Below are 25,945 nucleotides of genomic sequence, written 5' to 3'. Positions count from 1 at the left end.
CCCTCGCCCTGGACGGTCTCGACGATCACGGCGGCGGGCTTGTTCAGTCCGGAGCCCTGGTCCTCCAGGAGGCGTTCGAACCAGAGGAAGTCCGGCACTTGGCCGTCGAAGTAGTTGTCGAACGGCATGGGCGTGCCGTGCACGAGCGGAATGCCGGCGCCGGCCCGCTTGAACGCGTTCCCCGTCACCGCCAGCGAACCCAGCGACATCCCGTGGAACGCGTTGGTGAACGACACCACCGACTCCCGGCCCTTCACCTTCCGCGCCAGCTTCAGCGCCGCCTCCACCGCGTTCGTCCCCGTCGGACCCGGGAACATCACCTTGTACGGCAGATCGCGCGGCCTCAGCACCACATTCTGGAACGACTCCAAGAACGCGCGCTTCGCACTCGTCGCCATGTCCAGACCATGCGTGATCCCGTCCCGCTCGATGTAATCGATCAACGCACGCTTCAACACCGGATTGTTGTGCCCGTAGTTCAGCGAACCCGCACCGGCGAAGAAATCCAGATACACATGACCGTCCTCGTCATGCAGACGACACCCCTGCGCACGATCGAACACAGCGGGCCAGCCACGACAGTAGCTGCGCACCTCGGATTCCAGAGTTTCGAAGACGCTCAGGGCGGGCGGGGTGATGGTCACAGCGATTCTCCAGAGGGTGGTCAGTCAGGCGGAGACGTTGACGGGGCCGATGCGGTACAGGACCTCCGGCTGGTGGGCCGTGGGGGGCCGGCCGTCGTCGGCGGGGTCCTTCGGGAACAGGGCGCCGTCGAAGAGGACCTCGCGCTCCAGCCGGGCGCCTCGGCGCTCGGCGTACGAGGTGAAGAGGCGGTCGGAGGCGGTGTTGTCCGGTGTCACGGTCGTCTCCACCTCCCGTACGCCCCGGTCGGCGGTGACCTTGGCGGTCAGCGCGTCGAGCAGCACCCCCGCCAGACCCTGTCCGCGGTGCGTGCCGTCGACGGCGATCTGCCAGACGACGAGGGTCTGCGGACGGTCGGGCCGGGTGTATCCGGTGACGAAGGCGACCGGCTCACCGCCGGGGTCCCGCGCCACCAGCGAGGTGGCCGCGAAGTCGCGACACCACAGCAGATAGCTGTACGAGGAGTTGAGGTCCAGGACCTCGGAGTCGCGGGCTATGCGCCAGATCGCGGCTCCGTCCTCCACTCGCGGGGTGTCGATGGTCGTGAATTCGCTCTTCGGGTCGGCTCGTACAAGGTCTTCTTGTGCGGCGGTCATGCTTAAGCAATTTACCCAGCAAATTCAGAAAATGCATGGTCCGGGAGGGTTGGGTGAAGGGGGTTCCTGTGTTATCGCGCAGGCGTGAGCGTGGGTTCTTGACGGGGGAGTTTTAGGGGGATTTGTACGGTAAATAAGCCACTATTCAGGCAGTATGTGGGGTCGGTCACACCTTGACGGCATCGGGATTTCCCTTGTTGAAATCTTTGCGTTTAGGCTCGGGGAGCCGGGGCAGAAGAAGGAGATAGAAATACGGGAAGCTGCCACAAAAGGCAGCTTCCCGTATTTCTGAATTCGGCGACCGCGTAATTCCCGCGCATCCAGGGTCCCGTATCCCGGGCCCCGCCCCGAAGCCGCGCCGCCCGTGCCGCCCGCGCCGCCCGTGCCGCCCGCGCGCCGGCGGCCACGGCCCGCGTGCCGCCGGAGAGCCCCGGCCGTGCCGGGAGCCCGGCACGGCCGGTCCGAGCCCGCCCCGAGCCCGGCCCAGTCCGGTCCCGCCCCGAGCCCGGCACCAGTCCGAGCCCGCCCCGAGTGCGGCACCGGCCCGGTCCCGTTCGGTCCCGGTTCGGCCCCGGGGCCGGGCTCGATCGGAACAGCGGCTTCTGGTCCGGTGGCCCGGCCCGGGCGCGAGTCCCGCCCGGAGGCTCGGTCCGGTCCGGCGAGCCGGGGCCCGGCCGGGGAGGCGTGTGCCGGGCCGGAGAGCCGGGGCCCGGGGAGAACGGAAGCCCGGCCCCCGGTCGGGGGCCGGGCCGTCAGTCGGGGGGCCGGGGCGGGGTCAGGCCCAGGAGGCGGAGACCGCCCGGCCCGCGGCCTCCAGGTCGACCGGGACGCCCGTCTCCGCGAGGGCCCCGCCGAGGGCCGCCAGCGAGGAGCGCACCGCGCCGCGCGTGGCGTCCACCCCGTAGTGGTTGACCCGGATCATCTCCTTCGCGAGCGCGCCCCCGCCCGCGATCAGCGGCAGCGAGGGATCGGCCTTCAGCGCCCGCGCGACCAGCTCGGACGCGTCCACCCCCGCCGGGGCGCGCAGCGTGGTCGCCACCGGAGCGGCGTCCCGGGCGTCGCGCACATACGGCTCCAGACCGCCGCCGAGCGCCGTCGCCCCCGCGCGCGTCGCCGCGGCCGCCGACGCGTGCCGCGCCATCACCGCCTCCAGGCCCTCCGCCTCGATCCGCTCCACACACGCCTCCAGCGCCAGCATCTCCAGCTGCGCGGGCGCGTGCAGCAGCGCCCGGCGGCCGCCGTCGATCCAGCGCTCCTTCCAGTCCAGGAGCGAGAGATAGGACCGCCGGGGCGCGGCCGGATTCGCCGCGAACCGCTCCCAGGCGCGCCCGCTCACCGACACCGCCGACACCCCCGCCGGGCCGCCCATCGCCTTCTGCGCGCCGATCACGCACAGATCCACGCCCCAGACGTCCGGCAGCAGCGGCTCGGCGGCCACCGAGGCCACCGCGTCCAGCATGAAGAGCGCGCCGTGCCGCCGCACCGCCTCGCCGATCTCCGCGACCGGGTTGGTGTTGCCCGTCGCCGCCTCCGCGTGCACCAGCGAGACGAAGTCGATCTCCGGATGCGCGGACAGCGCCCGCTCGACCTGCTCCGCGGTCACCGCCGTGTGGAACGGCACCTCCAGATCCACCACCCGCGCGCCGCAGTCGCGCAGCCAGTTCCCGAAGGTCTGCCCGTACGGCCCGGTGACGACGTTCAGCGCGGTCGAGCCCGGCCGGGCCCCGGCGCGGATGCAGCCCTCCAGCGGCAGCAGCGCCTCACCCTGGGTGATCACCACATCCTGCTCGGTGTCGAGCAGGGCGGCGACCCGCTGTTCGATGCCCGCGAAGTGCGCGGCGGTCAGCGGGGGCAGATCCAGAAGCGGATGAGTCACGGTGGTGCCTTCTTCGGAATGGGTGGTCTCGGCCGGGCATGTCCGGCCTCGCCGCCGAGCCTACCCACGCCCTCCCGCGGGCCCCCGGCCCGCACCCGGCCGGGGCCCGCGAACCCCCTCGTACAGTGCTGTCATGAGCGATCACGTGGTGATGCATGTGAAGGGGCGGGTGCTCGTCGGCCCCGAGGACGTACGGGACGAACTGTGGGTCGTCGGCGGGCGGATCACCTATCGGCGGCCGGCCGGCGCGGCGGAGGAGATCACCGTACGGGGGTGGGCGCTGCCCGGCCTCGTCGACGCGCACTGCCATGTGGGGCTCGACGCGCACGGCGCGGTGGACGACGCCACCAGCGAACGGCAGGCGCTCACCGACCGGGAGGCGGGCACGCTGCTGATCCGGGACGCGGGCTCGGCGGCCGACACCCGCTGGATCGACGACCGCGAGGACCTCCCGAAGATCATCCGGGCCGGCCGCCACATCGCCCGCACCCGCCGCTACATCCGCCACTACGCCCATGAGATCGAACCGGACGACCTGGTGGCGTATGTCGCCCGCGAGGCCCGTCGCGGCGACGGCTGGGTCAAGCTCGTCGGCGACTGGATCGACCGGGAGGCGGGCGATCTGACCGCCTGCTGGCCGCGCGGCGCGGTGGAGGCGGCGATCGCCGAGGCGCACCGGCTCGGCGCGCGGGTGACCGCGCACTGTTTCGCGGAGGACTCGCTCAGGGATCTGGTGGAAGCGGGCATCGACTGCGTCGAACACGCCACCGGGCTCACCGAGGACACCATTCCGCTCTTCGCCGAACGCGGCGTCGCCATCGTGCCGACCCTGGTCAACATCGCCACCTTCCCGGCGCTGGCGGACGGCGGCGAGGCCAAGTTCCCCCGCTGGTCGGCGCATATGCGACGGCTGCACGAGCGCCGGTACGACACCGTCCGCTCCGCCCACGACGCGGGCATCCCCGTCTTCGTCGGCACCGACGCGGGCGGCTCGCTCGCCCACGGCCTGGTGGCGGCGGAGGTCGCCGAACTGGTGAAGGCCGGAATCCCGCCGCTCGACGCGCTCTCCGCCACCTCCTGGGGCGCCAGGGCCTGGCTGGGCCGCCCCGCGCTGGAGGAGGGCGCGCCCGCGGACCTCGTGGTGTACGACACCGATCCCCGGGCCGACGTCCGCGCGCTGGCCGCGCCGCGCCGGGTGATCCTCAACGGGCGGGTCGTCGGCTGACCCGCCCGCGCCCGGACCGCCGCCCGGCTCGCGCCCCCGACCGCCCCGCCACCCCGCCGCCCCGACCGGTGCCGGTCGGCCCGCGCGGTCGCGGGGTTGACCGGCCGTGACCTCCGTACCCACGGCTCGTTGGAGTTCCCCCGCGTACGCCGGGCGGCCCGCCGAAGCTCCCCGTACGCGCCCCCGAAGCCGCCCGGCGCGCCCCCGCCGCGCCGTGGCGGCGGTGATCTCCGGGAACACCCGTGCCTCAGGAATCGAATGCAGACCCGGAAACCTCACTTTGGAGTGAACTAACCCCAGGTATCTGTCAGTTCACTCTCGGTGCGTAAAGATTCCGGTGTCTCGGTCGCCACCGCCCGCGGTCCCTGCGGACGGCAGAGCGACGCCATGTCTCCTGTGGGGGTTCCACCACCGTGAACAGCAACACCTTCCGCATGCCCGCACACCGCTGCGCCGCCGTCACCGCCGCCGTCGCGCTGCTCGCGTCGCCGGTGGCCCTGGCGGGACCGGCGCAGGCCACCGGGGGCGGCGCCGACGGCAAGGCGGGTGCGGTCGTCCTCCGCGCCGGGCTCGATGTGTCCCTGCTCAACAAGACGGTGCGCGTCCCGCTGACCGCCTCCCTCAACGCGGTGAAGGCGCCCGCCACCGCCGAGCGGACCACGCTGAGCGCGCGCGTGGACGGCGTCGACGGCGGCAGGCCCTTCACGATGCTGCGCGCGGACGTCGCCGCCGCCCGGGCCACCGCCGACGAGAAGCGGGCCGAGGGGCACGCGAATCTGGTGCGCGCCCGGGTGCATCTGCCGGGGCTGCCGCTGCTCTCGCTCGTCGAGGTGGAGAAGGTCACCTCCAAGGCGGTCTGCGAGACGGGCCGGCGGCCCGTCGCCGCGTCCAATGTGCTGGGCGCCGTCAAGGTGCTCGGCAAGCGGGTCACCCTCTCGGCGGCGGGCCGCACCCAGGTCACGGTGCCCGGCGTCGGCGAGGTGACCCTCGATCTCTCCCGTACGCACACCACCTCCCGGACCGCGGCCGCCACTGCCCTGGAGCTGAAGGTCGCGCTGAACCCGCTCAATCTGAACGTCGCCGAGGTCGACGGCACCGTCACCCTGGTCGAGGCGACCTGCGAGTCGCCCAGGGCGGTGGCTCCGCGGACCACGCAGAAGCCCGCCGAGGAGAAGCCCGCGGAGCAGCCCTCGCCGTCCGCGCCGGGCCTCGCCGCCCAGAGCGGCGGCGAGCCCACCGAGAATCTCGCCGAGACCGGCGGCAGCTCCGCCACCGGATATCTCGCCGTCGGCGCGGCCGTGCTGCTGGGGCTGGGCGGCGGCGCGATGGCCCTCGCCCGCGTCCGCGCCCGGGCCCGCAGCCGCGGCTGACCCCGAAAGCCGCCCGGGCCCGGGGCGCACGGCCCCGGCGCCCGGTGGGGTACGGACGCGCAGGTCCGCGGCCCGGCCGGGCGCAGGGACCCGCGCGCATGACGAGTCGGCCCCGGCCGCCCCGTACTCCGGGGCGGCCGGGGCCGCGAGGCGATCCGAGCCGCGAGGCCCCTGGCCAAGGGGGACGCCCCGGGCCGGGGTCGACCCGGGCCTGGGGATGGCCCGGGTCCAGGCCGGTCCCGCTACCCGCCCACCACCGACAGCGCCTGATCCAGCGCCTGGAGGAAACGGTTGGTCGTGACCCGGTCGCGGACCGCGAGCCGCAGCCAGCCCGCGCCGAGCCCCGGGAAGGTGTCACCGCGCCGTACCGCGAACCCCAGACAACGCAGCTGCTCGCGGACCTCCGCACCCCGCCGCACATGGATCAGCACGAACGGGGCCTCGGCCTCGGCCACCACCCGCACCTCGTCGAACTCCGCCAGCCCCGCCAGCAGATGTGCGCGCTCCAGCGCGATCAGCCGGGCCGCCTGCTCCGCCTCCTTCAGCGCGGCCGGACCCATACAGGCCTCCGCCGCCGTCAGCGCCGGGGTCGAGACCGGCCAGAGCGGCTGGGCGCGCTCCAGCGCCCCGATCGTCTCCGGGTCCGCCAGCACATAGCCGATCCGCAGCCCCGCGAGCCCCCAGGTCTTGGTGAGGCTCCGCAGCACCACCAGCCCCGGCACATCCGTACGGCCCGCCAGCGCCTCCGCCTCCTCGGGCACGGCGTCCATGAACGCCTCGTCCACCACCAGCAGCCGGCCCGGACGGGCCAGGGAGGCGATGGCGGCCGCCGGGTGCAGCACCGAGGTGGGATTGGTCGGATTGCCGATCACCACCAGATCCGCCGACTCGGGCACCGCCGCCGGATCGAGCCGGAAGCCGTCCTCCTCGCGCAGCAGCACCCGGCCCACCTCGTGGCCCGCGTCCCGCAGCGCCGCCTCGGGCTCGGTGAACTGCGGATGCACCACCACGGGGTGGCGTACGGCCAGGGCGCGCGCCAGCAGCACGAACGCCTCCGCGGACCCCGCCGTCAGCAGGACCCGTTCCGGCGGCAGCCCGTGCCGGGCGGCCACCGCGACCCGGGCGGACCGGCCGTCCGGATAGGCGGCGAGCGACGCGAGCGAACCGCCGACGCACTCGCGCAGCCACGGCGGGGGAGTGTTCGCCCGCACATTGACCGCGAGATCGATCAACTGGGCGCCGGTGTCGCGTATCTCCGCGTCGCCGTGGTGCCGCAGGTCGTGTGGGCCGTCAGTGTGCATGCGCATGGCTGCCGAGCTGGTGTCCGTCACGGTACGGGCCGTACGGAAGCGGAAGCGGAAGCGCACGCGCCGACGGCACGGCGGCGCGGTGTCTCCGCCGACCGGGTCCGGTCACGCCGGTCACGTCCGCGCCGGGCGGCGGGGACGGCGGGAGGAATCCGCGGGCGATCGATGGTGAGGGAGGGGCGGTCACGCGTTCTCCTTGATGTGGGGGGTGGTACGGCGGGGTGTGCGGCCGCCCGTCGTGCGACGGGTCGTCGGCCGGTGCGCGGCGGGCTCCGGCGACGGTGCCGGGCGGGCGGCCCCGGGCGGCGGACGGAGGGAGTCCGCGGTGCGCCGGCCAGGGTGTCGAGCACATCCCGTCGTGGCTGAAATCGTACGAACACATGGACCCCGCTCCCGTACACGGGTGCGCTTCGGATCCGGGGAGAGCCGGGCGCGGGGAGCGGGCCCACCGGGTCGGCCCGGCCGTCGCGAGCCCCGCGCGCGCCCGGCGCTCGCCGTGCGGACGCATGGGCTCGCGACCCCGTCGGGCTGGGCGCCGAGCGGGGTCATGGCTGCCACCGATAACCGCGCGGGATCACCATGCGGCCCGCGATGGCGCGGGTGGCTGGGTTGCCGACCGTCACGACGGTCATCATGTCCAGCGGCGGGGGATCCACTCCGGCCAGGGTCGTCAGACGGCTTGATTCATTCGGTCGAGTCGTATTCCCGGCCACGATCGCCGGAGTGCCGGGCGGCCGGTGTCCGGCGAGCGCCCCGAGCGCCCTCATCAGCGGTCCGGCGGGCCCCCGGAGGGTCACCGGCGCGTCCGTGCGCGCGGCCGCGCGGAGCCGTCGAACGACCGCCGGCCAGGGCTGTTCCAGATCCCCGGGACCGAGGGAGAACCGGTCGTCCCCGAGCGCCGCCTCCAGCGCCGAACCCGGACCGAACCCGCCCACCCCGCACTCCCTCCACCCGAACTCCCCGGCCCGGTGCTCCCGGACCCCGTACCGCACCCCGTACTCGCCGTGGTCCCCGTACTCGCCGGGCTTCCCGTGCGCGCCGGGCTCCGCCGCCGGTTGCCCCCGCTCGCCGTACTCCGCGTCCGGCACGGCCGTCCGAGACATCCGGGACGTCCGAGATGTTCGAGACGTCCCGCCGACGGTCACCGTGACCGCGTGCCCGGCGGACGCGGTGCCGGGCGGGGTGCCGCCGAGGGGCGTGAGGACCCAGTCCCCGGGGCCGAGCAGATCGCCGATCCGGCCGCCGAGCAGTTCGCCGTACGGATCGCCGAGCCGCTCGGCGCGCGGCCGGGGCCCGTCGGGCCCCGGCCGCGACGGCTGTCGCGGCCCGCCACCGTCCGTCGGCGCGAGCGGACCAGCCGCGCCGGACCCGGGGGTGAACACCGTGAGGCCACCGGGTGAACTCCGCCCGGCCACCGCGCAGGTCGCCCTCGCCGCCCCGCTCCGCGGGCTCGACACCCGCTTCGGTACGAGGAGTTCCCCGCCGCCGCTCGCGAGCGCGGCCGCCTCCGCGACCGACGCGGTCCCCACGGCCGCCAGCGCGACGGCGGACGGATTCGGCGCCGCGATCCGGGCCAGCCGCTCCGCCGGGTGGGCGACCAGCGGCACGCCCAGCCGCTCGGCCGCCCCCACGACGCCCGGCTCCGACGCCTTCGCCCCGACCGTCGCCAGCGCGCCGACGCTCAGCGCCGACAGTCCGGCGTCCCGCAGCGCGGCCGTCACCAGATCGACGATCTCGTCCACGGAGACGCCCCGGGCCGCGCCGACCCCGACCACCAGCGACGGCGGCCGCAGCACCGCCGCCCCCGGCCCGAACGGAACGATCCGGTCCGTGACATGGACGACCGCCGCCGGGCCGTCCGCGCCCCCGCCCGCCGGAGCCTCCAGCACCAGCGCGTACCGCGACCGGTCCGCCGGAAGCCGGGCGATCAGCGGCGCGGGGAGCCGGACGGCCCGTCCCGAGCGGGCCGCCGGGCGCGGACCGGCGGCGCCGGGCTCGGCCATGAGCAGGGGTCCTCTCGCGTCAAACGGGTGAATCGGGCGGGTCTTCCGGCGGAACGTGCGCAGAATCGGGTCAATCCGCTAGCAAGGGCGCATGGCGGTGTTCGTCGCGCTCGGCGCGTTCCTCATGACGCTGTTCGGCGGCTGGACGGCGCAGCGCGTCACCGACCGCCGGCATCTGGTGCTGGGCCTGGCCGGCGGGCTGATGCTCGGCGTGGTCGGCCTCGACCTGCTCCCCGAGGCGATGGAGGCCGCGGGGCACGAGGTGTTCGGAGTGCCGCTCGCCCTGCTGCTCTTCGTCGGCGGCTTCCTCACCGCGCACATGGTCGAACGGCTGCTGGCCGTACGCCGGGCCGCCCATGGCGCGGGCGAGGGGCGCACGCCCCAGGTGGGGCTGACCGCCGCGGCGGCCATGGTCGGCCACAGCCTGATGGACGGCATCGCGATCGGCGCGGCGTTCCAGGTCGGGGAGGCCATGGGGCTGACCGTGGCGCTCGCGGTCATCGCCCACGACTTCGCCGACGGATTCAACACCTACACCCTCGCCAGCCTGTACGGGAACACCCGGGCCAAGGCCGTGGCGATGCTGATCGCCGACGCCTTCGCCCCGGTCGTCGGAGCCGCGTCGACCCTGCTGTTCACCATCCCGGTCGGCCTGCTCGGCGGCTATCTCGGCTTCTTCGGCGGCGCGCTGCTCTATCTCGCGGCCGCCGAGATCCTCCCCGAGGCGCACCACACCCACCCGGCCCGCTCCACTCTGCTGTGCACGGCGGCGGGCGCGGGCTTCATCTGGCTGGTCGTCGGCATCGCCGAATGATCCCCCCACCACCCCGCCCAACCCCCCACCGCCCACCCGCCCCTGGCCGCCGATCCGTGACCACCCGCCGATCGCCGTCCCGGCCCCGCGTGCTCTCCCGCAGGGCACGGTCCCGGTGCGGGTCCGCGTTCCGGTCCGGGGCTGTTCGCCGGTCGGGGTCCAGTCACCGGTCCTGGCCGGGCCGGCCGTTCCGGTCGAGTGGCCGCCCCAGCCGTCGGTCCGCGCCGGGCCGCAGGCCCGTATCCCGGTGCGGGTCGGGCCCCACCCGCCGGTCGGGCGCGTCCCGGTCCCGGCCCGGGCCTCGGTGCCGCGCGCTGGTCCGCAGGCTCGTACCCCGGCACCGGTCGGGACCCACTCGCCTGTCGGCGTCCCGGCGCAGCCCCGTACTCCGGTGCCGCGTGCTCGCCCGCAGGGCACGGTCCCGGTGCGGGCCCGCGTTCCGGTCCGGGGCTGTTCGCCGGCCGGGGTCTCACCACCGGTCCTGGCCGGGCCGGCAGTCCCGGTCCAGTCGCCGACCCACTCGTCGGTCCGCGCCGGGCCGCAGGCTCGTACCCCGGCACCGGTCGGGACCCACTCGCCTGTCGGCGTCCCGGCGCAGCCCTGTACCCCGGCACCGTGCGCCCGTCCGCAGGGCACGGTCCCGGTGCGGGCCCGCGTTCCGGTCCGGGGCTGTTCGCCGGTCGGGGTCTCACCACCGGTCCTGGCCGGGCCGGCCGTCCCGGTCCAGTCGCCGACCCACTCGCCGGTCCGCGCCCGGCCGCAGGCCCGCACCCCGGCGCCGCACGCCCGTCCGCAGGTCGGGTCCCCGACGGGGACCCAGCCACCCACCCGGCCCGGGCCGGCCGTCCCGGCCGCCCCGCCCGTCCCGGCCCGGACGCCCCCCAAGCCGCCGGGCCCGGCGTCGAGCAGCGCCCGGCCCCCCGGCCCAGCCCCGTCGGGGAGATCCGCAGAATCGATTCTGCGCGGGAGTGGTCCGTGCTGCGCCCCGGTGCCGGAGCGCCGCCTCACCGGGCGCACTCCGCCACGAACCGGCGGGCCACACCGGGGTCGGCGGCCCAGTGCGTATGCAGATAGCTGGCGTGCACCCCCTGCTGGACGAACCCCTCCAGCCGGCGCTCCGGCCGGTGCATGCCCCACGCGGCCACCGGGCCCGCGCCCGGCTCGATCACGGTCCGGTGGAACTCATGGCCCCGCAGCCGGGTCCCCGCCACCGCGAGACAGCTGTCGGCGACCGCCACGGCCTCCCGGTATCCCAGGGTCAGCCGCTCGCCCATCCGGGCGTCGGCGTCCAGCACCCCGCACATCGGCTGTCCGTCCAGCGAACGCGCCAGATACAGCAGCCCCGCGCACTCCCCGGCCACCGGCCGCCCGTCCCGGGCGAACTCCCCGACCACCTTGCGCAGCGACTCGTTGGCGGACAGCTCCGGCGCGTACACCTCGGGGAATCCGCCGCCTATCACGATCCCCGAGGTCCCCTCGGGAAGCCGCTCGTCACGCAGCGGGTCGAAGGCGACGACCTCCGCGCCGTACGCCGTGAGCAGCTCGACATGCTCGGCGTAGGAGAAGGTGAAGGCCGGGCCGCCCGCGACCGCGACCACCGGACGCCGGCCCGGGGGCCGCGCGGGCTCCGGCTCCGCGCGGGCGCTCCACGCCTCGGCGTCCAGCGGGGGAGCCGACCGGGCGAGCGCCAGCAGCCCCTCCAGATCGCACCCCTGCCGCACCAGCTCGCCCATCGCCTCCACCGAGGCGACGGCCTCGGCGGCCCGCTCCGCCACCGGGACCAGCCCCAGATGCCGCGACGGGGTCGCCACCGCGGACCGCCGCCGCAGCACCCCCAGCACCGGCGTCCCGACCTCCTCCAGCGCCTGGCGCAGCAGCTCCTCGTGCCGGTCGGACGCCACCTTGTTCAAGATCACGCCCCCGACCCGGACCTCCGGGTCCCACGACAGGAAGCCGTGCACCAGCGCCGCCACCGAGCGCGACTGCGAGGAGGCGTCCACCACCAGCACCACCGGCGCCCGCAGCAGCTTCGCGATCTGCGCCGTGGACGCCAGCTCGCCCGCCCCCGCCGCCCCGTCGTACATCCCCATCACGCCCTCGACCACGGCCACATCGCAGCCGGCCGCGCCATGCGCGAAGAGCGGGGCCATCAGCTCCGTACCGCACAGATAGGCGTCCAGATTCCGCCCGGGGCGGCCCGTCGCGAGCGTGTGATAGCCGGGGTCGATGTAGTCGGGGCCCACCTTGTGCGGGGACACGGCCAGCCCCGAGGCGGCGAACGCCGCCATCAGACCCGTCGCGACGGTGGTCTTGCCGCTGCCCGACGACGGCGCGGCGATCACGATCCGTGCTACCACTCGATGCCCCGCTGGCCCTTCTGACCCGCGTCCATCGGGTGCTTCACCTTGGTCATCTCGGTCACCAGATCGGCGAAGTCGATCAGCTCGGCCGGGGCGTTCCGCCCGGTGATCACCACATGCTGGTTCCCCGGGCGGTCGCGCAGCACCGAGATCACCTCGGCCGTGTCCACCCAGCCCCAGTGCAGGGGATAGGCGAACTCGTCCAGCACGTACAGCTTGTAGGTCTCGGCCGCGAGATCGCGCTTGACCTGCTCCCAGCCCTCCCGGGCCGCCTCCTCATTGCTGAACTGCCGGTCGCGCTGCACCCACGACCAGCCCTCGCCCATCTTGTACCAGTCGACCGAGCCGCCCTCGCCGGACGCCCCCAGCACCTTCAGCGCGTTCTCCTCGCCGACCTTCCACTTCGCGGACTTGACGAACTGGAACACCCCGATCGGCCACCCCTGGGTCCAGGCGCGCAGCGCGAGCCCGAACGCGGCCGTCGACTTCCCCTTGCCGGTGCCCGTGTGCACGAAGACCAGCGGCCTGTTCCGCCGCTGACGTGTGGTGAGCCCGTCGTCCGGAACGACGGACGGCTGTCCCTGTGGCATTACGCGACCCTTCTGTCGGACCCGGCGGACCGGGCGTTCTTCACCAGTCCGGCGATGGCGTCCGCCCGCAACTCGTCGAGTGTGACGGCCGATCCCCGGAGGTCGGCCGCGAGGGAGCCCGCGAGCCCCAGCCGCACCGGGCCGGACTCGCAGTCCACCACGATGGCGGCCGTGCCCTGGGCCGCGTGCAGCCCGGCCGCCCGGGAGGCCAGCTTCACGGGGTCGGGGCCGCCCGTCGCCCGCCCGTCGGTCACCACCACCATCAGCGGCCGGCGGGAGGGATCGCGCATCCGCTCCACCCGCAGCACGTCGTGCGCCTTCAACAGCCCCGCGGCCAGCGGGGTGCGCCCGCCGGTCGGAAGCCCGTCGAGCCGGGCGGCCGCGGCGTCCACCGAGGACGTCGGCGGCAGCGCCACCTCGGCGTCCTTGCCCCGGAAGGTCACCAGACCCACCTTGTCCCGGCGCTGATAGGCGTCGAGCAGCAGCGAGAGCACCGCGCCCTTGACCGCGCCCATCCGCTGCCGGGCCGCCATCGACCCCGAGGCGTCCACCACGAAGAGCACGAGATTGGACTCCCGGCCCTCCCGCGCGGCCTGGCGCAGATCGTCCCGCCGCACCACCAGACCCGGGCCGCCGCGCCCCCGCGCCCGCTGATGCGGGGCCGCCGCCTGCACGGTCGCCGCGAGATGCAGTTTGGTGAGCGCCCCCCGGGGCCGCCGCGCGCCCGTGGTGCGCCCGTGCTCGGCCCGGGAGCGCGAACGCCGGCCCGCCGCGCCCTCGCCCATCCCGGGAACGCTCAGCATCTTCGTACGGAACGGCTCACCGGCCCCGACCGGGCGCTGCTCACGCCCGCCGCCGACCGCCGCGTCCCCCGCGTCCGCCTCGGCCGTCCCGTCCGTCTCACCCGTCGTCAACGGAGGCGCGGGGGGCTCGGCCTGCGGCGGAACGCTCTGATCATCACCGTCGCCCGCGCCGGGGCCGTCCTGCGGGGGCGGCGCGCCGCCGGGACCGCCGCCGTCCGGGCCGCCCTCCGGACCCTCACCGGGGTCGGGATCGGGATCGGGCTCCGGGTCGGGCTCGGGCTCGTCCTCCCCGAACTCCTCCAGCGTCCGGTCCAGCTTCTCCTCGTCCAGACCGGGCGCGTCGAACGGATTGCGCCGCCGCCGGTGCGGAAGGGCCAGCAGGGCCGCCTGCCGCACATCCTCGGCGAGGACATCCGTACGCCCCGCCCAGGCGGCCAGCGCACAGGCCGTACGGGCCATCACGATGTCCGCCCGCATCCCGTCCACCTCGAAGGCGGCACAGGTCGCCGCTATCTGCCGGAGCGCCGCGTCCCCCAGCCGCACCTCGGGCAGCAGCGCCCGGGCCGCCATGATCCGCTCCCGCAGCGCCCTCTCGTCCTCGCCCCAGCGGGCGGTGAAGCCGGCCGGATCGTCGTCGTACGCCAGCCGCCGACGGACGACCTCGACCCGCTGATCGGGCTCGCGGGAGGCGACGACCTCCACCGTCAGGCCGAACCGGTCGAGCAACTGCGGCCGCAGCTCGCCCTCTTCCGGGTTCATCGTGCCCACCAGCAGAAAACGCGCGGCGTGCCGGACCGACACCCCCTCGCGCTCCACATAGGACGCGCCCATCGCGGCGGCGTCCAGCAGCACGTCCACCAGATGGTCGTGGAGCAGATTCACCTCGTCCACATAGAGGATCCCGCGGTGCGCGTCGGCCAGCAGCCCCGGCTCGAAGGCCTTGACGCCCTCGGCCAGCGCGCGCTCGATGTCCAGCGCTCCCACCAGCCGGTCCTCGGACGCGCCGATGGGCAGCTCGACCATGCGCGCGGGCCGCGCGGCGGCCCCGCCCGGCCCATGGGGCCCGTCGGGGCACTCCGGGTCCGGCGCGGCCGGATCGCAGGAGAACCGGCACCCCGCGACGACCGCGACCTCGGGCAGCAGCGCGGACAGGGCGCGTACGGCGGTGGACTTGGCCGTGCCCTTCTCCCCGCGCACCAGCACCCCGCCGACCCGCGGCGACACCGCGTTCAACAGCAGCGCGAGCCGCAGATCGTCCTGCCCCACGACAGCGGTGAACGGGTAGGGCGTGCTCATACGGGCTCCTCGGTCGTCACGGGCGCACACGGAAACGCGGGGTGAAGCGAAGGGGGAAACGAAAGGGGGAACGGAAGGGGGATCGAAAGGGGAAGCGGCCGGCGGGACGGACGGGCAGCCGCACGGGAATCCGGACCCGGGCCGGAGCCGGATCCGCCGCGGAATCCGTCCCCGAGCGGACTCGCGGCGGCGGCCGGGAAGGACAGCGCTGTGCTCATACGGGGCCTCCGAATCGTCCGGGCGCTCCGGCGGTCGTGCGCGCCGCGGGCATCGCGGGCGCTCCGGGCGCGATGAAGGGAAGGTCCGCGGGCGGGCCCTGCTCGATCAGCCGCAGCAGCGCGTCCGTGTCCGCGTGTTCTTCCACGAGGTCGCCGAGCCGATCCAGCTGCTCTTCGCGCAGCGCTCCGAAGGACGTGTCCGGAGCGGGCACGAAACGCCGGCCGGCGGCGCTCGCGACCCGTCTCAGGAACTGCCTGCGGAAGCCGTCGCTCTCCAAGGAGCCGTGCCAGTGGGTGCCCCAGACCTCACCCACCCGGCAGCCGCTCAAAAAGGCCTCCCCGCCCAGCACTTCGGCGACGCCGTGGTGGATCTCGTACCCCTCCACGCGCTCGCCCAGCGCCGTGCCCGTCGGCCTCGCAAGGGTCTTCTCGGCCGCGAACCGCACCCGTACGGGCAGCAGTCCCAGACCGGTCACGGAACCCGCCCGTGACTCGACCTCGTCGTCGATGTGCTCACCGAGCACCTGGAACCCGCCGCAGATCCCCAGCACCGGACGCCCCTCGGCCGCCCTGCGCGCCAGCTCCCGCGCCAAGCCCCGCTCCCTCAGCCACTCCAACGCCCGGACCGTGCCCCGGGTTCCCGGCACGATCACCAGATCCGCGTCCGCCAACTCCTCCGGCCGGTCGACGAATCGGACGATCACGCCCGGCTCGGCGGCCAGCGCGTCCACATCGGTGAAGTTGGACATCAGGGGCACCGCGCAGACCGCCACCCGCAGCACGTCCTCGCCGACCGGCGGGGCCACGGCCGACTCGCGCACCGTCCCGCGCAGCGAGACCCGCAGCCCGTCCTCCTCGTCGATGCCGAGCCCGTGCGCGTACGGCAGCACCCCGTACGTCCGCCGCCCGGTGAGCCCTTCGAGCATGTCGAGGCCCGGCTCCAGCAGCGAGACGTCGCCGCGGAACTTGTTGACCAGATAACCGGCCACCAGCCGCTGGTCCTCGGCGCTCAGCAGCGCCGTCGTGCCGAAGAAGGAGGCGAAGACCCCGCCCCGGTCGATGTCCCCGACGACGAGCACCGGCAGCCGCGCCGCCCGGGCGATGCCCATGTTCACGATGTCGGTGCGCCGCAGGTTGATCTCGGCCGGGCTGCCCGCGCCCTCGCAGATCACGGCGTCGTAGGAGCGCCGCAGCTCGGCCAGGCACTCCACGACGGGCTCGAACAGCGTCTCCTGCCGGCCGCCGTGGTAGCCGCGGGCGCTCAGCTCGCCCACCGGCTTGCCCATCAGCACGACCTGGCTGCTGCGGTCGCTGCCCGGCTTGAGCAGGACCGGATTCATCAGCGCGGTCGGCTCGACCCGCGCCGCCTGGGCCTGCATCGCCTGGGCCCGGCCGATCTCCGCGCCCTCGCGGGTCACGAAGGAGTTGAGCGACATGTTCTGCCCCTTGAAGGGGGCCACGCTGACGCCCTGCCGCACCAGCCAGCGGCAGATTCCCGCCGTGACGACGCTCTTGCCCGCGTCCGAGGTCGTTCCCGCGACCAGCAGCCCGCCGCCGGTACGCCCGTTCCCGGTACGTCCGCCTCCGGTACGCCCGCCCCCGGTCTGTCCGCGCTCGGTCATCGGATCCCTCCCTGCCGGCGGCGGACCGCCGTGATCTGCCGGAACGCCAGCCGTCCGGCCGCGCTCGCGGCGAGCGCGAGCAGACTCACCCGGCGCGAGAGCCGGACCGCGCGCTCGATGTCCGGGACCTCCACGGCCCGGCCCTCGCCGTGGAGCACCGGCCGGTGCTCGACCCGGCCGCCGTACGCGAGAGTGCCGCCGAGCCGTACGCCGAGCGCTCCGGCGAAGGCCGCCTCGACCGGACCGGCGTTGGGGCTCGGATGCCGGCGCGCGTCGGCCCGCCAGGCCCGTACGGCCCCGCGTGGGTCGGGGCCCGCGAGGACGGCGAGGGCGGCCGTGAGCCGCGCGCCCGGCCAGCCGGCCAGATCGTCCAGCCGGGCCGAGGCCCAGCCGAACCGCCGGTAGCGGGGGGACCGGTGGCCCACCATCGCGTCCAGGGTGTTGACGGCGCGGAAGCCGAGCAGCCCGGGAACGCCCGCGACCGCCCCCCACACCAGGGCCCCCACGACCGCGTCCGAGGTGTTCTCGGCGACGGACTCCACCACGGCGCGGGCGATCTGGGCCTCGTCCAGGGCCTGCGGATCGCGTCCGCAGAGATGGGGCAGCCGTTCCCGGGCCGCGGCCAGGTCCCGGTCGGCGAGCGCCGCCCCGACGGTCCGGGCCTCGCGGCCCAGCGAGGTGCCGCCGACGACGGTCCAGGTGGCGGCGGCGGTCAGCGCGACGGACAGCGCGGGACGGCCGCGCGTCCCACGGGCGAGCAGCGCCCCGGCCGCCGCGGCGCCTCCGGCGCAGACGGCGGTGTGGAGCGCGCCCCAGCCCCGGTGGTCGCGCCACAGCGCGCGCTCGACGGCGCCCGCGGCCCGCCCGAACGCGGCGACCGGGTGCCCCCGGCGGGGATCGCCGAGCAGCAGGTCGCCGAGGAGGCCGGCGGTGGCGCCGTACACGAATATCCGGTCGGCACGCATGGGGTCAGGCCGCGGTCTCGTTCCGGAGGGCCCGGGAAACCGGGGGAGCCGGGGGAGCCGAGGACGAAGCGGGGGGTGCCGGAGAGGTCGCCGGGGGAGCGGGAGAGGTCGCCGGGGGAGCCGGGGGAGTGCGAGGCGTACTCGGGGCAGGGGCTGAACCGCGGCCGGGCATGGCGATATGTCCTCACTCAGGGTGTCCGCGCCCTGGTTCGACGTGATGCGGCGGCGAGAGTTCCTGGCTCCCGGGATTCCTCCCGGTGACAGTGGCGGGACCGCGCCGGATTTGCACCGGCTTCCTCTGCTGCCGCCGTAATGGCCCCGGCAGTCCACCACGCTGCGAGAACAGCCGTCAACCTGCTGTTGACCTGCGATGGGACAGTGTGCTCAGCCCCACACCCCGGACCGGCCCCCGCCGGGCCCGACACCGGTCCCCGCCGGGCCCGACACCGGTCCCCGCCGGGCCCGACACCGGTCCCCGCCGGGCCCGACACCGGCCCCCGCCGGGCCCGGGAGCGGCCCCGTCCGGCCCCGCGAACGGTCCCGGCACCGACGCGACCGGGCCGGACCGCCCCCGTGGGAGTGGTCCGGCCCGGCCGGTGAAAGAGCTGGTGACGACGGAGTCCTCGGTGCGGCGGGCAGGGCCCGCGCACGGTCCGGGGACGCCGTCAGTCGACGATGAGGTAGATCCCGTAGGTGATCGCCGCCACGCAGAGCGCGAAGCAGATGTACGCGCCGACACGGGCGAGGGCCACGGACGCGCCGCCGCCGGTCGCCGTGCCGCCGGTCGTCGACCCGGCGGCCGGCTGCTGCTTGCTCAGACCGACGATGCCGAGGGTGAACAGGCCCACGAGGACGACGGTGGCCACGAGGCTCACGCCGAAGACGGAGCCGAGAGCTGCCCAGTCGATGTTCATGCTGATCTGTCCTTACACCGCGGCCGGGCTGGCCGGGCCGGATTCGGGGGCGGCGGCCGAGGGAGCCGCGATGGTCGTCTTGAGGTCGTCCTGCGCGGGGGTGCCGGCGGGCGGCGGGGTGACCGCGTTGATCGCTTCGGTCACGACGCCGGGCTCGTCGCCCTCCTCGCCGTTGACGTTGGTGTGGTCGATGACCTGGCGGCGCGAGTAGATCCAGATGGCGGCGGACGAGGCGACCAGGAAGATCGCGACGGCGGCGACGCCCCAGTCGCCCTGCTTGGTCACGTACTCCGAGCCCGCGGCGACCAGACCGGCGGCCGGCAGGGTCAGACCCCAGGCCACGAACATCCGGGTGGCGGTGGACCAGCGGACCACGCCGCCCTTGCGGCCGAGGCCGGCGCCCATCACCGCTCCGGAGCAGGAGTGCGTGGTGGAGAGCGAGAAGCCGAGGTTGGAGGAGGCGAGGATGACGCTGGCCGCGCTGGACTGGGCGGCGAAGCCCTGCTGCGGCTGAAGGTCGGTGAGGCCCTTGCCCATGGTGCGGATGATGCGCCAGCCGCCGAGGTAGGTGCCGAGGGCGATCGCGACACCGGCGGAGACGATGACCCACATGGGCGGGTTCGAGCCGGGGTTGAGCACACCGCCGGCGACCAGCGCCAGCGTGATGATGCCCATCGTCTTCTGGGCGTCGTTGGTGCCGTGGGCCAGGGAGACCAGGCCCGCCGAGGCGATCTGTCCGGCCCGGTAGCCCTTCGCGGTGGACTTCGGGTCGGCGTTCTTGCCGATCTTGTACGTCAGCCGGGAGGCCAGGTAAGCGCCGATGCCCGCGACCAGCGGGGCCGCGATGGCGGGGATCAGCACCTTGGTCACGACGGTGCCGCCGTTGACGCCGCTGAACCCGACCGAGGCGACGGTGGCGCCGATCAGACCGCCCATGAGGGCGTGCGAGGAACTGGACGGCAGGCCGACCAGCCACGTCAGGAGATTCCAGAGGATGGCGCCGACGAGCGCCGCGAAGATCACTTCTGGGGATATGCCTGACTCGTTGACGATGCCGCTGGAGATCGTCTTGGCGACCTCCACCGACAGGAAAGCGCCGACGAGGTTGAGCACGGCGGACATCGCCACCGCGGACTTGGGCTTCATGGCGCCGGTCGAGATGGTCGTCGCCATCGCGTTGGCGGTGTCGTGGAAACCGTTCGTGAAATCGAACACGAGAGCCGTCACGATCACAATCGCGAGCAGCAGCGTGATGTGTTCCATTTACCCAGGCAATCTATGGACGTCAGTGGCCTGGCGAACGTAAGTAACCTGGGTGAACGGAAGGTGAACTGAGGCCGGATTCAGGGTGTCCCCATGTGAGGTTTCGTGCTCCGCTTACGCCTCGCGGGCGCGGGACGGGCTCTCGCGCCCGGCTTCTCGCCCCTTGAAGTGCCTTTCATCACTCTTTCCGGCAATCTGTCCGGTCCTCCCCTCCGTGGCCCGGCGGTGGCCCTCTGTGATCGGGGGCCCGCTCCTGACAGGATCGCCGTATGACCGAACAGGTGTCCCAGAAGGCGATCGACGAGGCATGGCGGGGCGTGGTCGCCACCGCCCGCAGAACGGCGGCGGAGGGCCTGGTGGTGGGCACCTCGGGCAATGTCTCCGCCCGGCTCGGCCCGCTCGTCCTGGTCACCCCCAGCGGGGTGCCCTACGACCGGCTCGGCCCGCAGGACGCGACCGTCGTCGACCTCCGGGGCAAACGGGTCCTCGGCGACCTGGAGCCCACCAGCGAGCTGCCGCTCCATCTGGAGGTCTACCGGCACACCGACGCCCTCGCCGTCGTCCACACCCACGCCGTGCACGCCACGGCCGTCTCCACCCTCGTGCCCGAGCTTCCGCCCGTCCACTACATGGCCGCCGCGCTCGGCGGTCCCGTCCGCGTCGCGCCGTACGCCCTCTACGGCACCGAGGCCCTGGCCGCGAACATGCTCCGCGCCCTGGAGGGGCGCACCGCCTGTCTGCTCCGCAACCACGGCACGGTCGCCCACGGGCAGAGCCTGGACCAGGCCTACGACCGCACCGCGCAGCTGGAGTGGATGTGCCGCCTCTGGCTCACCGCGGCCTCCGTGCCCGGTCACAGCCCCTCCCTGCTCTCCGAGGACCAGCTCGCGGAGGCCGCCGAGCAGTTCCGCGGCTACGGCCAGCGCCGCTGACCCGGGCCTGCCGCCCCGGGCCTGGGCCGAGCCTGACTCGGGCCGGACCAGGCCCGGGTCGGGTCCGGTCCGGCGCGGGGGAGTCCGGCCCGGGGAGTCCGATGCGCGGCAGCCGGGTGCGGAGGCAGTCCGGCGCGGGGCGGCTCGCGGGGCCGGCGCGGCCCGCGCCCGGCCGGGCCCCGGCCCGCGTCGAGGCCGGTCCGGCTCGGCCCGAGTCCCGTCCTGACGCCCCGGCCCGGTTCCGGAGCGTCCTGACGCCCCGATCCGCCCGCCCCGGGCCCCGATCGCCCCGGGCCGGAGCGGGCCGACCCCGGTCCGCCCCCGTACGGCCAGGCCCGCCCCCGGTCCCGGCTCGCGCCCCCGGCTCCGCCCGCCCGGACGGCGGCCCCCGGCTCCGCCTGTCGGTGGACGGCGGTCCCCGGTGCCGCGCCCAGGACGGTCCCGCCCGCCGGGGCCGCCCGCCCGGGCGGCCACACCGTCGGCCGCCGTCCACTGGCAGCCCCGCACCGCCGCGCCGACACTGGAACGGTGCGCCCGGCTATCGCGACGGCAGCGGCCGTCACCACCCTGATCGGCGTCGGCGCGGCCGCGGCGGCGGCCGGCCGCTACGCGAGCGACGCGGTGCTCAGGCCCGCCCCCGGCCGGCCGCTCCCCGGCGACCCCAGACTGACCGTGCACGCCGCCGAGGCGGACCGGGTGACCCTCACCCGGGCGCTCGCCTCCCGCCGCCCCGGCGTCTACGGACTCGACGGTCCCGGCGTCCACGCGGTCGTCGGCCCCGTGCTCGACGGCGCGGCCCCCTCCGCCGACACCGTCGTCCGCCGTCTGGAGCGCGTCTCCCGGGGCTCCCTGGAACCCGGCGCCAAGGTCCGGCTGACCCCGCGGCTCCATCTCGGCGACCCGACGTCCGCGCTCGGCGTCCCCCACACCGACGTCAGCGTCCCGGGCGAGCTGGGGCCGCTGCCCGCCTGGTCCGTGCCCGGCCCGCGCACCACCTGGGTCATCGCCGTCCACGGCCTGGGCGCCACCCGCGAACACCCCATGAACCTCCTTCCGTTTCTGCACGGCAGACGTATTCCGGTTCTGGTGGTCGGCTACCGCGGAGACCCGGACGCACCCCGCCCTCCCGACGGGCTCGGACACCTCGGCGACGCCGAGTGGCGGGATCTGGACGCCGCCCTCCGCTTCGCCGTCGGCAACGGCGCCCGCCACGTCGTCCTGTACGGCTGGTCCACCGGCGCCACGATGGCCCTGCACGCCGCCGCGGACTCCGCCCTGCGCGACCGGGTCACCGGGCTGGTGCTCGACTCCCCGGTCCTCGACAAGGACGCCACCCTGCGCGCCCTGGCCGCCGCCCGGCACACCCCGGGGCCCCTGCTCCCGCTCGCCGTCAGAGCCGCCCGGGGCAGGGCGGGGCTGTACGACGGGCGCCGGCCCGCCGTGGCCGCCGACGCCCGGCTGCTGCGGGTGCCCACCCTGATCTTCCACGGCCCGGACGACGCCATCGCCCCCTGGCACCCCTCCCGGGAACTCGCCGCCCGCCGACCCGAACTCGTCCATCTCCACACCGTCCGCCACGCACCGCACGCGGCCATGTGGAACGCCGACCCGGCCCGCTACGAAGAGGCCCTCCGCCGCTTTCTCACCCCCCTGATGTGACTCCCGCCGGCAGCCGCCCCGACCGCGGCGCGGTCCGGCCCGCCCGGCCCGCCGGGCGGCTTCGCCCGCACCGGCCGCGGACGCCCGCGGCCCCCGCCCCCGCCCTCTTCATCGGGTTCCGTTTGGGCTTTCGGGCCGTCAGCGGGAAGACTGCTCCTCGTGACGTCCCGAAAGCCTGATGAGCAATTGGCGCGCAACTCCAGACTCCGTCTTGTCCGCCCGCGACCGCTGGCCACCGCCCGGCGGGCCGTGACGACCCGGCGTACCCGCTCGGCCCCCAGGCCCCCGGAGGGCACCCCGCCCCCCGCGGAACTGGCCCGCCAGGCGAGAGAAGTCCTCGCCGACGCGGTACGGATCGCCCGCTGGGCGGCCGTCGAACGCGACCCCGGCACCACCCCGCTCGCCGCCACGGCCCGGGAACGGGCCGCCGCGGCACTGGATCTGACCCCGCTCCAGGTCCGCGCGGGATGGGACCGCGCCCGCCTCGCCGGCCTGGTCGAACTCCACGGCGGGACCGCCCGCCCCGGCTGGCGGCTCCGGGCCTGGGACCGCGACGACATGGCCGTGCTGCGCGGCTGGGTCGCGCTCTTCGACGCCTGGTCCCTGGCCCACCCCGCCCCCGACGACGTCGCGCCGACCGCCGTCGCCGAGGTCGTGGAAGCCGTCCCCCAGCTGCTCTCCCTCCTTCAGCTCTCGGCCGGCCCCGTTCTGGTCCCGGTCCTGCTGGACCTTCTGGAGCAGCGCGTCGAGGAACTGCGCGAGGAACGCTGCGAAGTCCCCTACGGCCCGCAGGCCCAGCCCCTGCCCATGACCGCCGACGGACCGGCCGGCGACCGGGCGGACCGGCCCGGGGACGGCCGCGCGCCCGCCGGGGACCCGGCCGCACCGGCCGCCTCCGGCCCGGCGACCGTCTCCCCCCTGCTCGACTGGGCCCTCGACGGGCTGGCCGCCGTCGGCGCGCTCACCCTCGACCGGGGCCGCTCCGCCACCCTGACCCCGCTCGGCAACTGGGCGGTCTGGGTCAAGCTGGAGCAGATCTGCGTCGCCGCCCAGAGCCCGGCCGGCAACATCGAGCAGTCCGCCGAGGACATGCTGCGCGGCTGCGCCCGTCTCACCCCCGGGCCCGCCCGCGCCGAGTACCGCGCCTGGCTGGCCGCTCGCATCGTCTCCAGCGCGGTCGCCGAGCTGCTCGGCGTCGCCCGCGGCGAGGACGCCCTGCTCCGCGGTCTCGCCTTCGAGGCGCTCCGCGTCGTCGGCGCCCCCGCCGAGGCCGAGGTCCGCGCCGTCGCCGACGAGCCCTCCCTGCGCCCCTACGCCCTGCTCTGGCTCGCCGAGTACGAGGGGGCCGACCCCGAGGACGTCCATGACGTCCTCAGCCGCGAGGAGGCCACCTGGCTGTGGGTCGACACCGCGGCCGCCGTCGCCGACCACGGGGAGCCCCAGCTGCTGCTGCGCCATCTCGACTCGGCCGTCCAGGGCACCGTCCCGGCGCTCCTGGAGGAGGTCAGGGCGGGCGGCCACCCGCGCACCGTGCAGGTCCTGGTGGCCCTGGCCGCCGCCCATCCGGACCCGGCCCTCGCCAAGGCCGTGCGCCGGGCCGCGTTCCAGGTCCACACCGGCGGGGCCTAGCGCTCCGTGCGACGGCGGCCGCACCCCGGCCGCCGTCCTCCCGGCCGCCCCCGTCCGCCGTGCCGCCCCCTGCCTCCCGGCCGCTCCGGAGCCCTCCGCCCCCCAACAGGAGGTCCCCCAACAGGGCGTCCCCCATCAGGACGCCCCCGGCCGGTAGTCCCCGAAGCTCCAGACGTTCCCCTCCAGATCCCGTGCCATGTAGTCCCGGGCCCCGTACTCCTGATCGGCCGGCGCGGTCACGATCTCCGCCCCGTGCTCCACCGCCCGGCGGTGATGGGCGTCCACATCCCCGACCCGGACGAACACCCCCCGAGGGCCCGCCGCCGGTCATCAAGCGGTCGAAGTCCCCGCCCCTTCCCTCGCTGCCCAGCATCACGATCCCGTCGCCGTATCTCAGCTCGGCGTGCGCCACCAGGCCGTCCCCGTCCTCGTACACCGCGTGCTCGGTGAAGCCGAAGGCCTCGGTCAGCTGCCGGATCGCGGCCCTGGCGTCCGCGTACACCAGCGTCGGACAGATGCTCGGCGAGCCGGTGCTCGACGACTGAGCCATCTCCCTCACTCCTTCCGGTTCCGCCGGCCCCCAGAGACCGGCGCGACTGTTGAAATGTGAGCTGCGTCTCAGTCTGGCACCCGCCACTGACAACGCCCGTCCACAGCACCGTCGTCCCAGGTCAGGGCGGTGACGGGCCCCAGGGGCCTCAGCGGAAGGTGTCGCAGAGCGCCATGTCCCCCGACCGGTACCCGACGTCGAACCACTCCTGCCGCTGCGACGCCGAGCCGTGCGTCCAGGTCTCCGGGGTGACCCGCCCCTGGAACCGCTCCTGGATCCGGTCGTCGCCGACCGACGCCGCCGCGTCCAGACCGTCCGCGATGTCCGCCTCCGTCAGGCTGACGAGCAGCGGACGCCCGCTGCTCCCGTCCGGCGTCGTCGTCGCGTGATGCGCCCAGACCCCGGCGTAGCAGTCCGCCTGCAGCTCCACCCGTACCGAATTGCTCGCCGCGCCCTGCCGTCCGTCCTGCGCCCGGCGCAGGGTGCCCATCAGGTTCTGCACATGGTGGCCGTACTCGTGAGCCACGACATACGCCTGCGAGAACGGGCCGTCGCCGGCCCCGAAGGTGTCCCGCAGATCGTCGAAGAAGCCCAGATCCAGATAGACCTGCCGGTCGGCCGGACAGTAGAACGGGCCCACCGCCGAGGTCGCGGCCCCGCACGCCGTGTCCACCCGGCCCGTGAACAGCACCGTCCGCGCGTCCGTGTAGCGCCCCTGCCGCCGGGGGAACTCCGCCCGCCAGAAGTCCTGAACGCTGTTGACCACCGCGACGATCCGGCAGTCCTCCCGGGCGTTGGCGTCCGCGCCCCGTCTGCACGCCCGGCCGACCTCCGCCTGCGTCGACGCGGTCGCGGCCGGTCCTGGGCCGTCCGAGGAGAGTCCGAGCTGCTCGGGGCCCACCCCGAAGACCAGCCCCAGGATCAGCGCGACGACTCCCGCCAGGCCCCCGCCCACGGCCGCCCGGCCGCCGGGGACCCGGCTGCCGCGCACATCCCTGACCTCCGACGTGTCCAGATCGGCGTCGTCGTCGAACTGCATGGGGCCACCGCCCTCGGCTCCGGTGCGGCGGCGGCCCGCCGCCTGCGCCGAGTATCGATCACCCGGAGAGCGATCGCCCCTTTTGTCCCCCCCCGCTGGGCGGCAGAGCGAGGCGGGCCGCGCCCCCCCGCTGAGCGGGAGGGCGAGGCGAGCCGCCCGGCGCGGCACGGCGCACTCCGGCCACGCCCGCCCGCCGCGCCGTGCCCGATGTGTCCTGAACGCGTACCGAGCCGCGAATACCACTTGCGAGGCCCCGTTAGACTGGCCCCATG

The 25,945-nt window shown here is 75.1% G+C and carries 19 protein-coding genes, 1 pseudogene and 1 riboswitch; of the genes and pseudogenes, 6 read left to right on the top strand and 14 right to left on the bottom strand.

Annotated features, from left to right (window positions below; all coding sequences use genetic code 11):
* The 3 genes from ACF089_RS34790 to ACF089_RS34780 form a co-directional block, all read right to left on the bottom strand.
* On the bottom strand, positions 1 to 644 hold a 644-nt coding region (locus ACF089_RS34790), incomplete at its 3' end, for an aminotransferase class III-fold pyridoxal phosphate-dependent enzyme (protein ID WP_392035863.1).
* 24 nt (positions 645 to 668) lie between these two features.
* Positions 669 to 1,238: a diaminobutyrate acetyltransferase gene (gene ectA, locus ACF089_RS34785; protein ID WP_392035860.1), complete on the bottom strand. Its 570-nt coding sequence runs from the start codon at positions 1,236 to 1,238 to the stop codon at positions 669 to 671.
* 775 nt (positions 1,239 to 2,013) lie between these two features.
* The gene (locus ACF089_RS34780; protein WP_392035857.1) at positions 2,014 to 3,114 is read right to left on the bottom strand and encodes a pyridoxal-phosphate-dependent aminotransferase family protein; all 1,101 of its coding nucleotides are present in this window, start codon (positions 3,112 to 3,114) and stop codon (positions 2,014 to 2,016) included.
* Positions 3,115 to 3,247: 133 nt separating this feature from the next.
* On the opposite strand from ACF089_RS34780, the gene ACF089_RS34775 reads away from it, so the two are divergent.
* Positions 3,248 to 4,339, top strand: a complete 1,092-nt coding sequence (locus tag ACF089_RS34775) for an amidohydrolase family protein (protein WP_392035854.1) — start codon at positions 3,248 to 3,250, stop codon at positions 4,337 to 4,339.
* 413 nt (positions 4,340 to 4,752) lie between these two features.
* Positions 4,753 to 5,709: an SCO1860 family LAETG-anchored protein gene (locus ACF089_RS34770; RefSeq protein WP_392035851.1), complete on the top strand. Its 957-nt coding sequence runs from the start codon at positions 4,753 to 4,755 to the stop codon at positions 5,707 to 5,709.
* A 242-nt stretch (positions 5,710 to 5,951) separates the two neighbouring features.
* Here ACF089_RS34770 and cobC read toward each other — a convergent pair whose 3' ends face one another.
* Complete coding sequence (cobC, locus tag ACF089_RS34765) at positions 5,952 to 7,040, bottom strand: Rv2231c family pyridoxal phosphate-dependent protein CobC (RefSeq protein WP_392035848.1); 1,089 nt, start codon at positions 7,038 to 7,040, stop codon at positions 5,952 to 5,954.
* Between the two features lie 521 nt (positions 7,041 to 7,561).
* Complete coding sequence (locus ACF089_RS34760) at positions 7,562 to 9,019, bottom strand: cobalamin biosynthesis protein (RefSeq protein WP_392035845.1); 1,458 nt, start codon at positions 9,017 to 9,019, stop codon at positions 7,562 to 7,564.
* Between the two features lie 91 nt (positions 9,020 to 9,110).
* Here ACF089_RS34760 and ACF089_RS34755 point away from each other — a divergent pair, with 91 nt between their 5' ends.
* On the top strand, positions 9,111 to 9,833 hold the full coding sequence (locus tag ACF089_RS34755) for a ZIP family metal transporter (RefSeq protein ID WP_392035842.1): 723 nt from the start codon (positions 9,111 to 9,113) through the stop codon (positions 9,831 to 9,833).
* A 1,004-nt stretch (positions 9,834 to 10,837) separates the two neighbouring features.
* Here the strand turns inward: ACF089_RS34755 and ACF089_RS34750 are convergent.
* The 7 genes from ACF089_RS34750 to ACF089_RS34720 form a co-directional block, all read right to left on the bottom strand.
* The gene (locus tag ACF089_RS34750; protein ID WP_392035839.1) at positions 10,838 to 12,190 is read right to left on the bottom strand and encodes a cobyrinate a,c-diamide synthase; all 1,353 of its coding nucleotides are present in this window, start codon (positions 12,188 to 12,190) and stop codon (positions 10,838 to 10,840) included.
* A complete protein-coding gene (gene cobO, locus ACF089_RS34745) occupies positions 12,184 to 12,783 on the bottom strand; it encodes a cob(I)yrinic acid a,c-diamide adenosyltransferase (protein ID WP_392035836.1) in 600 nt (199 codons plus the stop codon). The genes ACF089_RS34750 and cobO overlap by 7 nt, the downstream gene beginning before the upstream one ends.
* Entirely contained in the window at positions 12,783 to 14,882 is a 2,100-nt protein-coding gene (locus ACF089_RS34740; RefSeq protein ID WP_392035834.1) for a putative cobaltochelatase, read from the bottom strand. The genes cobO and ACF089_RS34740 overlap by 1 nt, the downstream gene beginning before the upstream one ends.
* A 214-nt stretch (positions 14,883 to 15,096) precedes the next feature.
* Positions 15,097 to 16,722: a cobyric acid synthase gene (locus ACF089_RS34735; protein WP_392035831.1), complete on the bottom strand. Its 1,626-nt coding sequence runs from the start codon at positions 16,720 to 16,722 to the stop codon at positions 15,097 to 15,099.
* Entirely contained in the window at positions 16,719 to 17,687 is a 969-nt protein-coding gene (locus ACF089_RS34730) for a cobalamin biosynthesis protein (RefSeq protein ID WP_392035828.1), read from the bottom strand. The genes ACF089_RS34735 and ACF089_RS34730 overlap by 4 nt, the downstream gene beginning before the upstream one ends.
* A gap of 206 nt (positions 17,688 to 17,893) precedes the next feature.
* Positions 17,894 to 18,033, bottom strand: a riboswitch (cobalamin riboswitch).
* 319 nt (positions 18,034 to 18,352) lie between these two features.
* Positions 18,353 to 18,601: a hypothetical protein gene (locus ACF089_RS34725; RefSeq protein WP_392035825.1), complete on the bottom strand. Its 249-nt coding sequence runs from the start codon at positions 18,599 to 18,601 to the stop codon at positions 18,353 to 18,355.
* A 12-nt stretch (positions 18,602 to 18,613) separates the two neighbouring features.
* Positions 18,614 to 19,864, bottom strand: coding sequence for an anion permease (locus ACF089_RS34720; protein WP_392035822.1), 1,251 nt, complete (start codon positions 19,862 to 19,864; stop codon positions 18,614 to 18,616).
* 269 nt (positions 19,865 to 20,133) lie between these two features.
* Between ACF089_RS34720 and ACF089_RS34715 the strand changes: the two genes are divergently transcribed.
* The 3 genes from ACF089_RS34715 to ACF089_RS34705 all read left to right on the top strand — a co-directional run bounded on the left by ACF089_RS34715 (position 20,134) and on the right by ACF089_RS34705 (position 24,084).
* Positions 20,134 to 20,796 carry a class II aldolase/adducin family protein gene (locus ACF089_RS34715; protein WP_392035819.1) on the top strand — a complete coding sequence of 221 codons (663 nt, stop codon included), beginning with the start codon at positions 20,134 to 20,136 and terminating at the stop codon, positions 20,794 to 20,796.
* A 528-nt stretch (positions 20,797 to 21,324) separates the two neighbouring features.
* Positions 21,325 to 22,455 carry an alpha/beta hydrolase gene (locus ACF089_RS34710; protein WP_392035816.1) on the top strand — a complete coding sequence of 377 codons (1,131 nt, stop codon included), beginning with the start codon at positions 21,325 to 21,327 and terminating at the stop codon, positions 22,453 to 22,455.
* A 159-nt stretch (positions 22,456 to 22,614) separates the two neighbouring features.
* On the top strand, positions 22,615 to 24,084 hold the full coding sequence (locus ACF089_RS34705) for a hypothetical protein (RefSeq protein ID WP_392035813.1): 1,470 nt from the start codon (positions 22,615 to 22,617) through the stop codon (positions 24,082 to 24,084).
* 135 nt (positions 24,085 to 24,219) lie between these two features.
* On the opposite strand, the pseudogene ACF089_RS34700 reads toward ACF089_RS34705, so the two are convergent.
* Together ACF089_RS34700 and ACF089_RS34695 are read right to left on the bottom strand one after the other, a co-directional pair.
* Positions 24,220 to 24,634: pseudogene (locus tag ACF089_RS34700) on the bottom strand (VOC family protein).
* Between the two features lie 148 nt (positions 24,635 to 24,782).
* On the bottom strand, positions 24,783 to 25,673 hold the full coding sequence (locus ACF089_RS34695) for a neutral zinc metallopeptidase (RefSeq protein ID WP_392035810.1): 891 nt from the start codon (positions 25,671 to 25,673) through the stop codon (positions 24,783 to 24,785).
* Positions 25,674 to 25,945 lie beyond the last annotated feature (272 nt).

This window comes from Streptomyces sp. NPDC014894 (genome assembly GCF_043080985.1).
GTDB lineage: Bacteria > Actinomycetota > Actinomycetes > Streptomycetales > Streptomycetaceae > Streptomyces.
The sequence above is the reverse complement of the archived record's forward strand: the minus strand, read 5'-3'. Positions and strand labels throughout refer to the sequence as shown.

What these genes read in the sequence shown, in the direction of transcription:
- ectA (WP_392035860.1), bottom strand. Translation starts at nt 1,238, where the DNA reads ATGACCGCCGCACAAGAAGACCTTGTACGAGCCGACCCGAAGAGCGAA.
- ACF089_RS34720 (WP_392035822.1), bottom strand. Translation starts at nt 19,864, where the DNA reads ATGGAACACATCACGCTGCTGCTCGCGATTGTGATCGTGACGGCTCTC.
- ACF089_RS34730 (WP_392035828.1), bottom strand. Translation starts at nt 17,687, where the DNA reads ATGCGTGCCGACCGGATATTCGTGTACGGCGCCACCGCCGGCCTCCTC.
- cobO (WP_392035836.1), bottom strand. Translation starts at nt 12,783, where the DNA reads ATGCCACAGGGACAGCCGTCCGTCGTTCCGGACGACGGGCTCACCACA.
- ACF089_RS34740 (WP_392035834.1), bottom strand. Translation starts at nt 14,882, where the DNA reads ATGAGCACGCCCTACCCGTTCACCGCTGTCGTGGGGCAGGACGATCTG.
- ACF089_RS34695 (WP_392035810.1), bottom strand. Translation starts at nt 25,673, where the DNA reads ATGCAGTTCGACGACGACGCCGATCTGGACACGTCGGAGGTCAGGGAT.
- ACF089_RS34760 (WP_392035845.1), bottom strand. Translation starts at nt 9,019, where the DNA reads ATGGCCGAGCCCGGCGCCGCCGGTCCGCGCCCGGCGGCCCGCTCGGGA.
- ACF089_RS34735 (WP_392035831.1), bottom strand. Translation starts at nt 16,722, where the DNA reads ATGACCGAGCGCGGACAGACCGGGGGCGGGCGTACCGGAGGCGGACGT.
- ACF089_RS34725 (WP_392035825.1), bottom strand. Translation starts at nt 18,601, where the DNA reads ATGAACATCGACTGGGCAGCTCTCGGCTCCGTCTTCGGCGTGAGCCTC.
- ACF089_RS34775 (WP_392035854.1), top strand. Translation starts at nt 3,248, where the DNA reads ATGAGCGATCACGTGGTGATGCATGTGAAGGGGCGGGTGCTCGTCGGC.
- ACF089_RS34715 (WP_392035819.1), top strand. Translation starts at nt 20,134, where the DNA reads ATGACCGAACAGGTGTCCCAGAAGGCGATCGACGAGGCATGGCGGGGC.
- ACF089_RS34755 (WP_392035842.1), top strand. Translation starts at nt 9,111, where the DNA reads ATGGCGGTGTTCGTCGCGCTCGGCGCGTTCCTCATGACGCTGTTCGGC.